The 13,731-nt window shown below is 56.6% G+C and carries 10 protein-coding genes; all 10 read right to left on the reverse strand.

What is annotated here, in order from left to right; translation table 11 throughout:
* Positions 1-939 (reverse strand): SEL1-like repeat protein (locus AO388_RS06570; RefSeq protein WP_236713902.1); only part of this gene is annotated, 939 nt, incomplete at its 3' end.
* Between the two features lie 2 nt (positions 940-941).
* Complete coding sequence (locus AO388_RS06575) at positions 942-2,990, reverse strand: phospholipase D-like domain-containing protein (protein ID WP_058416208.1); 2,049 nt, start codon at positions 2,988-2,990, stop codon at positions 942-944.
* Positions 2,991-3,040: 50 nt separating this feature from the next.
* The gene (locus AO388_RS06580; protein WP_058416209.1) at positions 3,041-3,295 is read right to left on the reverse strand and encodes a PAAR domain-containing protein; all 255 of its coding nucleotides are present in this window, start codon (positions 3,293-3,295) and stop codon (positions 3,041-3,043) included.
* Between the two features lie 88 nt (positions 3,296-3,383).
* Entirely contained in the window at positions 3,384-3,794 is a 411-nt protein-coding gene (locus AO388_RS06585; RefSeq protein ID WP_223272564.1) for a hypothetical protein, read from the reverse strand.
* A 74-nt stretch (positions 3,795-3,868) separates the two neighbouring features.
* The gene (locus tag AO388_RS06590) at positions 3,869-4,294 is read right to left on the reverse strand and encodes a DUF2628 domain-containing protein (protein ID WP_058416210.1); all 426 of its coding nucleotides are present in this window, start codon (positions 4,292-4,294) and stop codon (positions 3,869-3,871) included.
* 177 nt (positions 4,295-4,471) lie between these two features.
* Complete coding sequence (gene tssA / locus AO388_RS06595; RefSeq protein ID WP_024649545.1) at positions 4,472-5,566, reverse strand: type VI secretion system protein TssA; 1,095 nt, start codon at positions 5,564-5,566, stop codon at positions 4,472-4,474.
* Between the two features lie 92 nt (positions 5,567-5,658).
* Positions 5,659-6,177 (reverse strand): Hcp family type VI secretion system effector, encoded by a 519-nt coding sequence (locus AO388_RS06600; RefSeq protein ID WP_003318810.1) that lies wholly within the window; start codon positions 6,175-6,177, stop codon positions 5,659-5,661.
* Between the two features lie 155 nt (positions 6,178-6,332).
* On the reverse strand, positions 6,333-8,825 hold the full coding sequence (gene tssM, locus AO388_RS06605) for a type VI secretion system membrane subunit TssM (protein WP_003434838.1): 2,493 nt from the start codon (positions 8,823-8,825) through the stop codon (positions 6,333-6,335).
* Positions 8,822-9,745 (reverse strand): type VI secretion system-associated protein TagF, encoded by a 924-nt coding sequence (gene tagF / locus AO388_RS06610; protein ID WP_003318808.1) that lies wholly within the window; start codon positions 9,743-9,745, stop codon positions 8,822-8,824. Before tagF ends, tssM begins: the two co-directional genes overlap by 4 nt.
* Before the next feature lie 31 nt (positions 9,746-9,776).
* A complete protein-coding gene (locus AO388_RS06615) occupies positions 9,777-13,703 on the reverse strand; it encodes a type VI secretion protein IcmF/TssM N-terminal domain-containing protein (protein WP_058416211.1) in 3,927 nt (1,308 codons plus the stop codon).
* Positions 13,704-13,731: the final 28 nt, after the last annotated feature.

Consider the following 13,731-nt stretch of genomic DNA (forward strand, 5'->3'; position numbering starts at 1 on the left):
CGAAGGTGGTGCAGCGGCATCACGATCACGCTTCCATTTGAACGTGCCGTCCCACTCTGGCAAAGGTGCTGGGGGCAGTGGAACAATGTCATCCAGATCAGAGATCTTGGCGCCCAGATGTTCATGATGTAATAAGAAATCGCTAATTTTGTCGTATCTTGCGACGCGCTCTTCATCTTTTTTCAAAGCTAAATAATAAAGTCTGTCAGAAGGTTTTCTATCTTCAAAACCGCGTGCCAGGCGATGAGCACTGATATCATCTCCATCTTTAGTTGAGAGTTGATAACCGACTACGGCGTCTTCGTAGGATTTTGTGACTGAGGCATAGCTAGCGTATCTTCTTCCAGCCATCGAATGGCCTTGTTCCATTGCGCACTTGTACATTGACTGCGAAATATCTGCAGTATTAGGCACTTTAGTCAGTAGCTCGGCTATGTAATACTGTGCGTCAGGGCTGCCGAGGTCAGCTGCTCTACGAAAGTAAGCGCGAGAACTAGGGATATCTTGCTTTACTCCATATCCTATTTCAAGATAATGCCCCATGTCATAGTAGGCACTGGGCACGTTTTGGGAGATGTATTTTTCCACTAGGTCAATCGTTTCTTTTCTGGGGTCTGGTGATTTTGCGCGACCGCTTGAAAGCAAGTTTTGTAAGTTGGTAGCTGATTTGTAATGATCATATGCGGCAGAAATACGATAAAATCTTGCAATCTGATCGTAGTTTTTTTCTTTTTTTTGTTTTTCTAGGAAAAGCGCATACTTATAAAGAATGTCAGATTTTTCATTTGGTTTCTGTAGAACGTCAGATTCGTGCGAGCATTGAAATTTTAATCGCTCATATGCAAAGTCGATCTGTGATTTGCTTGGCATTTCATCGTCCTTTTTTGAACAGGCTGTTAAAGCTAGCAGTAGGCAAAGACTAATTAAATTAATTTTCATTGTTAATCCAGGTTTTTTCTGGCTGGGCTTTCTTGTAAGAACTCGACCAGTGAGGCGACAGGGCTATTAGGCTCTGCTGCTGGAGTATCTTGTGTACCTTGAGCTCTGTTGCTTTTGTTGTTGTCCATGATGTCCTGCCATTTTCTATACGTTTCTTTTATATCGAGTTCAGTTGTTGTTTTACCTGTATGTATACCAAACAAATGCTCACGCAGAGGTTTCGTCACGGAAGGATCTTCAACGCAAATATTCAGTTCGGTATCTACCTGCATGCTTCTAGTATTGATATTGGCAGAGCCGATAGTAGTAAATACGTCATCGACGATCATCAGTTTGCTGTGCACATAGACATCCATCCAGTCGTTTGGAGGGGAGTCAGGTGCTACTAGCGTGCATATATGTATCTTGAGACCCTCGATCTCTGAAGGCGTTACAATCTCGGCATCTTTTTCGGGCATTTCCTGCTCCAGCCTCGCGACCTTTGCTCGGGCCTCTGCCAGCTTATTTTTCAGCGGTTCATAAATGCGGGCGGCTCGTTCAGTATGATCAATCCCGTGGACCTGATTGAAGGCCGCAGCTTTTTGAGTTGCCAAGAGCTCTTCCTGCTTAGCGGCGTATAATTCATCCATCAGTTCGTCATGCCGCTCGGCCCTCGCAACTCCCGGCAGTAGTTCTGGGCGCCCCAGTTGCTTTAGCATGCGAAATGTATTGACAGATCCGTCCCCCATGCCTTCGTTAGACGAGTTCGTAACAACGAATAGGTATACGGGACCGTCTACTTCCAGATCACGACCACCATCCAGAAGGTTCTGGACAACGCTTTTGATCTTCTCCGCGAGCGGCGGCCAGCGGAAATATTGATTCTCAATGTAGATAAACTGGGTCGTATTGTTTACCGCCTTCAGGTAAAGCTTTTCAATATCCCTCACGTTGCTTTGGCTGCGAGTTCTCAGGATCTGCGCCATGAGTGGCGTGCCATAGGCTTGGCGAGCCTTTAGCTGATCAACAATGTGCTTGCGAGCGGGAAGCAAATTGATATGGGTTTCCTTCTCCCAAGCCTCACAAAAATTCTGATTCAGATATTCAAGAATGGGGCCGGTGACACGGCTCGAAATATCCTGTCGAGGTGTCGCCCCGTTTCGGCCTTTCTGCGCGGCCATTCGCTCATAGGCATGGTCGTCCTTGTCCCAGTAAGCATCCAGTGTGTTGTGCCCCATCACGAAGCCAACCGCGAGCTCGGGCTTCTCGTAATCTACCAGCACCATTTTTTGGTGGTGAGTCGGTGCGAGAAACATAGCCGTGGTACTCATTACTTTATTTGTTTTACTGCGATCTTGATCAAGTGCTTCCATCGCTAATCGCCATGCAATTTCCACTCGGTCAGATACAGAGAAGTCGCGTGTGACGAACTGTAAAGTCGTATCTTTGATAGATTCTTCATCGGCCCATCCCATCACGCGAAAAAAGCGTTGACCTAATTCGATAGGGCCGGTTTCAGCGCCTGTGTAGGCGAGGCGAACCTGGCGGTACCACAACTTGTCGATCTCGATTTGGTCTTTGTTGCGATTCTGTTCGCCTTTAGCGCGCAACTCTTCAAGCTTCTTGTTCACGCGATCAAAGCCTAACTCTTTTGAAATAGAGGTAGCGTGGAAAAAATCATCAAGGCCGGGTGCCCAGTTGCTGACGTTATCGCCGGGTGTCGGATTCTCCATCGATTGGGCCATGTGGGTCGAGTCATACCAGCAGAGGACTTTGACCTGAACCCCTTCCTGGGCTTTCAGTGCCAGAAGCTCACCAATACATAACGAGCAGCTATCGCCACGCTTGAAATACATCGAAGGCTGAAACCCCCAGCAGATGATCTCAACACTCTGTTTGGCAGCCATGATTGCATCGTACACAGCACCAAACGCACGCTCGCCATTGACCAACGGCTCAAACGTAGCCTCTGTCGGGCAATACTCGGTGCCCTGCACAAACCACGGCAGATTGATGTTGCACGACATGTTCTTGCTGGTAGCGACCGGAGTGGTGAGTGAAGGTGTGGTCATGGTCAAGCTCCCGGTGCGTTGCTGCTGAGTGTTGTGTTCATCTCTGTTCCTTAGAGGTCCACGGTATCCTGCTGCGTTGTCATCAGCCGCGCACCACAGGAGATAAAATCACCTTCCCGAGCAACCGGGCGACCATCCACCAGCAGGGTTTCATCCCCGCTGACGATGGTCCCGATGCCATGCGGGCAGGACACTCGGTCCCCGACCCGTGCCACGGCCAAACCGTTTATGAACGTGCTGGGCGATCCCTCGAGGACCTGACCTGCATCGGAGGTAGGATCGTTGATCACGATGATTGGTCGCATACTTGCTTCCCTGTAGGTGATGGCTTCATGCCGTGTTGAATGAGTGCGATACAGCTAAGTCAAGAGTGGACTAGCAAAAGCTGAGCGGTCATATGTATTTGTCCATTTTAGAAGTGGCTCTTGTTAAACGGATCAAAATCGCCATTACCAAGGCCTGGAGAAACAGGTAGCTCGCTATCCAAGGGAATGCGCCCACATACTTGGAGTCATCGGAATTTAGAACCATGGCAAACAGTAATGCGTAGACACCTCCGCCAAACGATAAGCAGGCAGACGCTACGTAAGAGACGCGAGCGACGTTATCGAGAGGATTCTTACCTGTGGATAATAAAAACAGCGTTTTGACAGGTGCATAAGCAGTAAAAAAGGCTAATGAAACTAGCGCAAGAATCTCGATTATGATCGCTGGATTTTTATACATGTCATTTTCCCATGCAGTTTTTGCGAGCTCATAGACACGGGACTCTATTTTCGCGACGGCTTGCGCTGGAACATCCATAAAGCCACCACGGAAGCCTGCAGATGAGAAACCAGCACACTCGGCGTTACCCTTCAGCTGACACGCTCCACGCCTCACAAACGCAAGCCCTCAAATGGATTCCAGCTCTGCTCGCCTTTCACTTCCTTCAGGTAATACGCATAATTGGTCAGTTGCCCATACAACGCATTAAACACAAAACCCAGCGCAGAACTCGCCTCCTTGGCGTAGCGGAACTCAAACATGTCCATCACGATGTTCAGCACGACAGAAACCACTATCATGATCGCGATAATGCACAGGTTCTTCTTCCACAGCCCCAGGATGAACAGATAAACCGGCCCAAAAAAGAACGCGAAGAAGTTGAAGTTGATTTTCACTTTTTTCAGAAAGGGCAGTTGCTTGAGCGCGGGTCTGAACCCCGGTGCGCTTGGGCCGCCGTGCGCTTCAAAAAAGGCGAAGCGTTCTTTCCATTTGTCGCTGTAGTGGCCTGATGCGTTTACCGGGTCTGACGTGTTCATTCTCTAATCCCTGATGTGTGTGAATCCTGTGAATGGTCGTTCCCTGTTGCAGTGCTGGGTACGACACAAAATACGGGTAAATCATGGGCACGTCAGTCGTACAGACAGACTCGCCTCGTGGTGCATTTCCCGACGGTCTGTACGCACCTTCATACAGACCGATCCACCAGATCGCCCTTACTGCTTAGGCTCTTTCGTACCCAGCACATCGCGAATGCTGTCCACGACGTTGCTGTCCTTGATGACGTCGTTCAGCCAGCCTTCCAGCGGCATGTTGCCCCACTTGATGGCGCGCTCGATGAGGTACGGGACGGGGCTTTGCGGCTCGGTGTTTTTGAAGAACTGCGCGATGCCGGCGAGCATGGTGAAGGCTTCGTCGCGTGTGGTCGGGGTGGTGCGCAGTGGTGCGGACGCGCTGTCCTGGCTGGCCTGGGTCATTACGGCACCTGCGGGTTGGTCGACGACGGTTTCGGGGGCGGCCTGAGCGGCGGCGGGGGCAGGGCTCAGTTCGATGCCGCGGTCCTTGAGCAGTTTTTCGGTCAGTTGCCCGGCGCGTTGCAGGATGTCGCTAAGGGTGACAAGGCTCGGCGCGTCGCGGCCGAACAGGGTATCGGCAGTGGCCTGGAGCTGCTGGCAAGCGTACAAGCTGGCGGCGATTTCGCTGGCCTTGAGGCGCAGATGGTCCGAGTCGGTCAGGACCACCGAGCGCTGGAAGATTTCGGCGTTGATCTTGCCTTCTTCAACAGCGGACTGCATGGCCTTGGGATTTTGCAGCGCGAGGTTTTCAACGTGGCGCGACTCGTCGTAGCGCAACAGGCCAAAGTTCTGCCCCTGGGTGATCGGCAGCCCGCCGACGACTTCGGTCAGTGTGGTTTTCAGCCAGGCCAGGCGGGCAGCGCGTTCTTCTACGCCATCTTCCAGAGACGGGTACAGATCGTCCCAGAAAGTTTGCAGGATCCGCTCGGCCACGGTCAGGCCGAAGGTGATGCCGACGAAGTGGTATTTGTGCGCCAGGGCTTCGCTGAGCCAGGCGACGAGCATCAGGTCCTTGCTTTGTTCGGCAAGGCCCTGTGCGGCCAACGTGATGGTCTGTTCCCAGTCCGAGGACTTGAGATCGGTTTGCCAGTCACCTTGGGTGAGGTAGTCGGGGTCTGCTCGACGAGCTTCCTTGACCTGATCGAACAGGGTGGAAAAGCTCAGGTCCTCGCCACTTCCCCCGTTGATGGGTGCCGTCAGATCGGCAAGCGAAAGGTCGTTGAGAAATTCAGACATAGTCAACTCTGATCAGAGGATAAAAGAACACCGTGCCTGGGCAGACACGGTGTTGAAGACGGGCCGCTTGCGCGACCCGATGTGTCACGGACTTATGCGAATACTTTGTTCGCAGTGCGGTCCCAGCCGCCAGTGACGTTACCGCCACCCTGGCCATCGGAACGGCTCTGCTGGGTGTAGGTAGTCTTGATGCGAGCGAAGTTGAAGCTGATTTCTTCAATCGGCAGATCGCTGACTGCGTTGTCTTCGCCTTTCTGGCTACCGCCAGCAACCGCCTTCACGGAAGACACAACCACTTCTTCCAGGTTGATGGTCAGGTAGGTCAGCTTGTCGCCGCCTGCACGGTTGACGTTCAGCTGGATCTTGGCGATGTGAGTGCCCTTGCAGCACGCTTCGAACAGCTTGGCGGAAGCCTTGTCCACAGACTTGCGGATGCTGAAGTCGCTCAGTGCAACGCGCTCGGACGAAGCACCGCCCGAAGAGCTTGCGGTCGCCGAGGTGGCCTGGGTAGCGCCGAACTCGTAGCCCAACACTTCGATCCAGTCCTTGTGCTTGTCGTCCAGAACTTCGCCTGGGATGCCGTCGATTTGGATGTATGCGTCAAATGCCATTTTCTGCTTCTCCTTCTTCATTTAAAGCCGTGGCGTCTGCGGACAGAACACGGCCCTTTTGATTAACCTTCCTGAAACGATCAAGAAAGGTTCTCTTGCCACGGCCAAGGTCTCATATGGACAACCCGGGCTTCGGTTTGCTCGCCAACGCGCGATCAATTGAGCGCGCGTACTTCGATCTCCACGCGTCGATTCGGCTCAAGGCACTGAATCAGCTGAGCTCTGGGTTGCTGCATATCGCATTTGACCAGAGGCTTCTCGCTGCCTTCACCAACCGCGTCCACCAGCTCGGCGGGCACGCCCTTGCCGACCAGGTAAGTCTTGATGGTCTGCGCGCGCTGTTTGGACACCTGCATGTTGCTCTGCGGGTCGCCCAGCTGGTCAGCGTGACCTGCAATCACGATCTTGCCGATGTTCGGTGTGCTCAACAGCTTGCCGGCGATCGCGCTCAACTGATTTTGACCTTCGGTTTTAAGGCTCTGGAAATCGGCACGACCAAAGGCAAACAGCGTGTCCGATTCCAGCGTTATCGTTTCGATAGCCTTCAACGACTGCGTCAACAGGCTGTTGATGTAATTACGCGAACTGGATGTCAGAAATGCGTTGTCGAGAATCCGCGGCACGTCCAGTTCGTGAATCTGATCGCTGTAGAAGTTGATCTGTCGGCTGGCGTACTCGTAATCCTGATTGGAGCCTGCCTCGGCATTCGCGGTGATGGTCTTGCCGGTCTGACGCGCGATGGCCGGGTACCAGTAATCAGGCATCTTCGCTTTCAGGAACGCCGGGTCAGCCTTTTCACGCTGGGCGCGCGACAACATTACGTAGGTGTCCAGCGTGGCCTTGCCGAAGGCAGCGATGGATTGCGCGCGGTTATCCGGCGGCAGCGCCTTGGGCTCGACACTGTCCACACCGGTGACCGGCATCAGGTCCTTGGCATTACGCTGGTAGACCTTGATGGTGGTCAGCAGGTAAAGCGAGCGCGTCAGGTTGTCTGCGGTCGGTTTGAGCATCACCGTTTCCAGACGGTTGAAGTAACGCGTGCGCAGCAGCGGCTCGACGTCATAGCCCCGGTAAAGACCCAGGCGCAAGCGCAGTGGTACGCCTTCGTCGTGATGACGATCGTAGTAAAGCGAAGTCCAGAAGCGCATGCGATCCAGCGTTTGCCACTCGGTGTACTGCCCGGTGGCCTTGCTGTCCTCGGCTGCGGCCTGAGCGAGTTCGCTGGAGATGGACTGGATGTTGTCCTTGTTGTTCCAGTACGACCAGCCCCACAGACTGCATAGCAGCAACGCGACAAGGCTTGCGCCACCGATCCAGGCGGCCTTGCGGCGACGTTCGCGGTGGTTGGTGGTGTAAAGCGCCACCAGATGCTGATCGGGGATGATCACCTTGCGGAACAGGCTGTTGATGAACAGCGGGTGCGGCTGGACATTGCCATCGACAGCTTCCTGCTCGCTTTCCAGCTGGAATCGTTCGGTGACCTGGCGGGTATGACCGCCCATCTCGGGCTGATCGGCGTCCAGTGCGCTGGTGAAGTAGAAGCCGCGCAGCATCTCGGCGCTTTGATACGGGTTAGCGCGCAGCAGAGCATCGACGAACAGGAGCAGGCGCGGTTTCAAGGCTTCCAGCTCCAGTGGGAAGCGATACACCGCAGTGTCCTGACGAGTGACCTGGATGTCCTGAAGCACCAGTTGCTGGTTGGCGATCTGTTTCCAGTAATTGATCAGTTCTTCCATCGCCACACCGAAGCGCTGGCCCCAGTCGGCTTGCTCGAAGCCCTTGTGCGGGAAGGTCTTGCCCATCACTTCGCCACGCGCCACGTCGTCAAGCTGGCGATAGAACGGCACGAAGCCCGGGACCAGGTCGCACTTGGTAAACACCAGATACACCGGCAGACGCACTTCCAGCAGCGCGTGGGTTTCCTGGATGCGCTCGCGCAGGCGCTTGGCGATGCGCTCCTGGTCCTCCACCGAGGACTGCAGGATGTCATGAATGCTGACGGTGACAATCAGGCCGTTGAGCGGTCTGCGCTGGCGGTGCTGACGCAGCAATTGCAGAAAGGCGCGCCATTTGCCGGCTTCTTCCTGATCGTTCATGTAGCGACCGGCCGTGTCCAGCAGCACGGCTTCCGAGCTGAAGAACCAGTCACAATTGCGCGTGCCACCCAACCCGGCCACGCGTGCGCCTTCGCGTTCTGCGTAGGGGAAGTTGAGGCCCGACTGATAGAGCATGGTGCTTTTGCCCGCTGCGGGCTGACCGACCACCAGATACCAGGGCAGGGCGTATAGCGCGTCCTTGGAGTTGCTGCCGTTCGGCTTGTTGCTCTGCAGGCGCTCGAGGCTTTGCAGCAGGCGCTCGCGCAGCAGGCTGACCTCTTCACGGTCCGCCGGGCTGGCGTTGAGCACCGCCTGGTCGGCGTCGTCACGCAGCAGGCCTTCCAGGTTCTGGTGCTGTGATACGCCTCGATACAGCAACAGCACATAGGCTGCCGACAACAGCAGAAACAGGCCGATCCCCGTCAGCAGGCTGTTCATCGAGCTGAAGCCCAGGGCACGGCCGATGCTCCAGACGATAAAGATCGCCAGGAAAAAACAGACCCCTAGAACGTAGGGCTGGTAGCGCAAAAAGTAGTATTTGATCTTGTTCATACGGGCTTCAAATCCAGCACATCGACAAAGCGGTCGATAACGTCATAAAGAGGGCGGTCAATGTCTGGAAACACATGGCCTCGGTGGTGTTCGTCGAACGCGTCGAAGGGTGCCAGTACGTCATAACTCTCCGAATGCTCACTCACGCCCGTCACCACCCGGTACACGCCGGAGGTGTTGCGGGATGCAAAGCAGAACAGCCGGGGGCGCATGAAATCATCCGCCAGAATGCTGATCTGCGGCACCGCCCTGTTCGGTTCGATGCGTGTCAGCCAGTTGACCCACAGATCGGCTGTCGGGTTCTTCAAGCCTCGTTCTGCCGGCAGTGGCAGCGAAATACCAACGGGTGCCTTGGACGATGGGCGGCTCAGCGCCTGCAGCCTGGTGAGCACGGCGTTGCTGATGAACTCCGGGTAGGAGCTTTCCAGCGAGGTCGCGATGTCGCGCAGGGTGAAGTTCACCAGAAACTTCTCATGCACACGCCTGAACAGCTCGAAATCCTGACCTTGCAGCGGTCGCAAGGCCCTGATGCGTTCGAACAGCACCGCCGTGCTTTCGCCTTGCGCGGCCATGTGCAGCAGCGGTTTGATCTGCCCGGCGAACAGTTCGCTCAGGGTGAACGGGTTCACAAACAGCCCGGCGTCACTGGACTTCACCGTTTGAAAGATGAAGAACGGATAACGCCGAGCGCTTGAGTCCCTGGAACTGATCAAACCGCCCACCAGCCAGTTGCCGCTGCGTGCCCGGTAGCTGAAAAAGCACACGGGCAATCGATCGAACAGCGTGCGCCAGTCTTCGCGGTGCTGCATGTCGGCGAGAGCGCCCTGCAGCCATGCATCGAACTCGCAGACATCGTCGCTGGCACCATGCAGGCTGACGAAATCTGCGCTCGCGGGCACTTTTCCGAAGCAGCCAATCATCGACCGCCCTCCAGATCCAGCATGTGCATCCTCACTTGGTCCGCCCATCGGTTGCGTTAAGCGCGCTTAGCGCCTTGACGTTGGCCAGGTCGGTCAGCTTCACGCCGCCATAGTTGCGTACCACCAGACTGACCGGCCCTTTGGCCGTGTTCCAGCTGAATCTCTGCTGGATGCCGTCAAGGTCAGCGACGCGTGCGCTGTCGTTCATGCGCAGCAGGCCCCAGCGGCCGGTGTAGTCGAACACGGTAATGCGTTCGCCGGACAGGGTGACTACATCCAGGCGTGCGCCTGGCGCTGTGGTAGTGCCAGGCCACGAGAAGCGGCTCCAGCTGGTCTTGCCGTTGCGGTAGTGCTGCTCCTGGCCATCCAGCGTGAAGATGATATCGGTGAAGTAGGCCGACGGCTCAAGCATGATCTCGAAACCGTTGTCGCGGTCCGAGAGGCTGGCGATGACTTCGCCCAGAGAACTGGCCTTGTCGATGTTGCTGACCATTTTCGGGTTGACCAGCGGCGCCGCCTTGGCACCGCTGCCCATGCCGAGCCCTTCGCCATCGGACAGATTGCCGATTTCATTGCGTTTGAAGTTGGGCAGCAGGCCCGACTCCGGGTCGACGAAACGCTGCAGGTCTTTCACCGAGGCCTCGTTGCGGCTGTCCGCAGCAATCGGGTACCGGTGAGCCATGACCTGTTCCCAAGGCTTGGCGACCTGTTTGGCCCAGGCTTTGGCGATCTGTTCGCCAGCCGGATCACGCAGCGTTTCCCAGGCGAACTGAATCGGCAGGCTGAACAGGCTTTGCAGCGAAGTGGAAAGCCCGCCCTGGCTGGTATCGACCGTGGTTTCAACGTAGTTACGCACGTTGGTGACTTCGCTCGGCTGCCCTTCGAGGGTTTCGCTGATCAACTGCTTGCTGCTCTTGCCGACATCCTGCGAGCGCTGGATGTTGTTCATTCGCACTTTGAGCTTGCGCAGTGCTGCCAGGTAGCGATCCATGATGGTGCTGTCGGCGCCTTCGGCATTCTGTGTGGCGAAAACCCGCGATACAGGCTCGAAGCGCTTGGCCAGACTGCCGTCATCCACCGCAGGCAGCGGCGAGACCAGTACGCTGGCCGCTGCTTCCTTGTTGTCGAAGATGCCGGTGACCTTGCCCCAGAAGCCATCGTCGCGCTTGACCCCGGTCTGTTGCGCCTCGCGAACAGCAGGGACGTCCCATTGCGTGTTGTCGTTGACGGCGGCGAGCAGCAGCTTGACCGGCGAATTGCGCACGTCACTGAGCAATGACAACTGCTGCGTGGCGTTGGCCATGTCGCTGAAGCGACGCACGCCCACGCTGTCGATCATGGTGTACCAGACCTGCGTGTAGTCACGCTTGTAACGGGACATGAACTCACGGACGAAGTTGGCTTTCTGCACCACGCTGTCGCCGCCTTCACCGTCGAGCACCCAGTCCGATTCGTTACGCAGATTGCCGGACACCAGCTTGATCAGCTCCGGCTTCACGAACTCTTCCCAGCCCTGACGGGTGAAAATCGCAGGCACGGCTTCCGAACCGTACAGCAACTGACGACCCGGCATCGGCACCAGATCATTCAGGCCGATAGCGGGAAACTGACGGCTGGACTCCAGTTGCAGGCGCAGGTATTCACGGTCCACCAGCGAACTGGAGATCATGAAAAACTTCAGGCTCTTGCGGGTCTCGTCGATCAACTGCTCATTGCGTGGCATGGCCGGCGCGTCGCCGTTCTTGAGCAACTGTACGTAGACCGGCGAGTTGTCCTCGATGACGTCGTCGCTGATCGGATTGGCCTCGCTGGAAATATCCGCCCAGGCCACCGGCAACGCCGCGTTGACGAACTCGGTTTCCGGGTGCGTGGTCGGCTGAGTCAGAATCAGATAAAGCTTGAGAGCGTTGTATGACTCGATGATGGATGCCACCTGCCGTTCATCGAGTCGTCCGAGCATCTCCTCCGACAGCGACAAACCGCCCGTGGTGGCCGACAACTCGGCCGCATCGTTTGCGGTGGCCGGGTTACGCAGTGCGGCGATGGCCTCGCTGCGTGTCTGGCTGGCCGTGTTTCTCGCGGCGCCGGTCAGGCGATTGGTCACGTCGCCGGTGCTGCGCGGAATGCTGCTCAGGCTTGTCGGACGGCCTGCAGCGACGTTGCGAGCGCCACGGTCCAGCAGTTTCCGGCCTTGCGCACGCGCCTTGCCGGTTTTGCTGTCGGAACCGGCGGGAGCGGCCCCGAAGCCATACTGCGGGTCCATGGTTTTGGCGAACTCGTTGAATTCACGCATCTGCAGTTGCAGTTTCAGCGTGATCGGCTCCAACGCCTGGGTGCGCAGTTGCTGCAAGTAGGCGGTCTGGGTGGCGAAGTAGATATCGTCGCCACGGTACAGGCCGCCGCTGAGTTGCAGCGGTACGCCCTTGGTGCGGTATTTCTCGATGGTTGCCAGCTGATTGCGCAGCAGCTCCAGGCCCTGGCCCGAGGCAAGGCGTTGTGCCCGGTCCGGGGACTGCTCCAGTTCGCGCAACTGCTGGCTGATGTTGGCCAGCCACTCGCGGTTTTTCTGGAACGACAGGGCCTGCCAGCCGATGAAGGCCAGCCCGGCGAACAGCGCCGCAGCGATGACGATCGGGCCAATCGAGCGGTCGCGGCCATGCCGTGACTGGTACAGGGTCAGGTCACGGTCAGGGAAAATGACGCGGCGGAAGGTATCGGTGATGAAGTAACTGCGATCACTGATTTTCCGGTGTTCTTCTTCCTCTTCCTCCACTGCACCGTATGGCTTCGCCGGCCGCAGGACGAACGACTCTGACAGCTCGTCTTCATACACCGGTGTCAGCTGCTTGTCGGTTTGCAGGGCGCTGGTGAAATACAGGCCGCGCAGCAACAACTGAGTACCGTTGACGTTACTGCGCGCGAAATGCTGCAGGAACTGCTCGAGGATCGTCGACAGCTCGGCAAAGTAGTTGGGGAAGTTCAGCAGGGCGCTGTTGGCATCGGCACCCAGCGCGATAATCTGTGCATCGACGTGGCGACTGACATGCGCCTGCAAGTTCGCCAGCTTACGATCGAGCACCGTGCGCAGGCTTTCGGTGTTGATCTCGTTCAGCCCGAACGTCATGCCCAGCGGCTGCTGGCGCTCGTTCAGGTCCATGCCGTCGAAGGCCTGGTTGAAGCCGGGCAGTTGGTCGGTCTTGGTCAGCATCAGGTAGATCGGTGGATTGGCGTCCAGGCAATCGGTGTATTCCTCGATGCGCGTGACCAGGCGCGCACCCATTTCGTTTCGTTCGGCGGAAGAGGCGGCCAACAGCTCCGGCAGGCTGACCACCAGTACCAGACCATTGACGGCGGCCTTGCTGCGCTGCTTTTTGAGCATGCGCAGGAACGCCGCGAATTCGCTGGCGGACTGATCGTCGCGAAGGTAGCGGCCAGCGGTGTCGATCATCACGGCTTCAGGGCTGAAGTACCAATCGCAGTGCTGGGTGCCGCTTTCCGTGTCATTGGCGCTGCTGGCAATGCTGGCGGACAGGCCGGAGCGGGTCAGCAACGAGGTCTTGCCCGCTGCGGACATGCCGATGACCAGATACCAGGGCAGATCGTAGAGCGCCGAGGAGCCGCCACCACCTGCCGAACGATCGGTGCGCAGCATGGCAATGGCATGCTTGAGGCGGTCGCGCAGCACCTGCTGATCACGGAACTCGCCGGTGGACTTCAGCGAGCGGTCAACTTCGATCTGAACCAGATTCTCGAGGTTGTGTTCGGTGCGAATCCGCCGGTATTGGCGCAGTACGATCAGCAGCAGGTAGAAGGCGCTGATGATCACCATCGCTTCGAGCGTGTAGCCTTGCAGCCAACTGATCCTTGGGGCGAAAAACCAGCAGACAGCCAGGCTGATCAGCCACAGTATCGGGACCAGGAACCAGAAACTTTTTAACAGGCGCAGTAATGTCTTCATGTCTTCCTGACTCGGTTACCTGATCGGG

The sequence above is a fragment of the Pseudomonas sp. ICMP 10191 genome, from assembly GCF_001467335.1.
Classification (GTDB): Bacteria; Pseudomonadota; Gammaproteobacteria; order Pseudomonadales; family Pseudomonadaceae; genus Aquipseudomonas; species Aquipseudomonas cerasi.

Excerpts from the sequence above, each read along its gene's own strand:
- AO388_RS06580 (WP_058416209.1), bottom strand. The coding sequence starts at position 3,295 with ATGCGACCAATCATCGTGATCAACGATCCTACCTCCGATGCAGGTCAG.
- AO388_RS06590 (WP_058416210.1), bottom strand. The coding sequence starts at position 4,294 with ATGAACACGTCAGACCCGGTAAACGCATCAGGCCACTACAGCGACAAA.
- tssM (WP_003434838.1), bottom strand. The coding sequence starts at position 8,825 with ATGAACAAGATCAAATACTACTTTTTGCGCTACCAGCCCTACGTTCTA.
- AO388_RS06615 (WP_058416211.1), bottom strand. The coding sequence starts at position 13,703 with ATGAAGACATTACTGCGCCTGTTAAAAAGTTTCTGGTTCCTGGTCCCG.
- AO388_RS06575 (WP_058416208.1), bottom strand. The coding sequence starts at position 2,990 with ATGACCACACCTTCACTCACCACTCCGGTCGCTACCAGCAAGAACATG.
- AO388_RS06600 (WP_003318810.1), bottom strand. The coding sequence starts at position 6,177 with ATGGCATTTGACGCATACATCCAAATCGACGGCATCCCAGGCGAAGTT.
- tagF (WP_003318808.1), bottom strand. The coding sequence starts at position 9,745 with ATGATTGGCTGCTTCGGAAAAGTGCCCGCGAGCGCAGATTTCGTCAGC.
- AO388_RS06585 (WP_223272564.1), bottom strand. The coding sequence starts at position 3,794 with ATGGATGTTCCAGCGCAAGCCGTCGCGAAAATAGAGTCCCGTGTCTAT.
- tssA (WP_024649545.1), bottom strand. The coding sequence starts at position 5,566 with ATGTCTGAATTTCTCAACGACCTTTCGCTTGCCGATCTGACGGCACCC.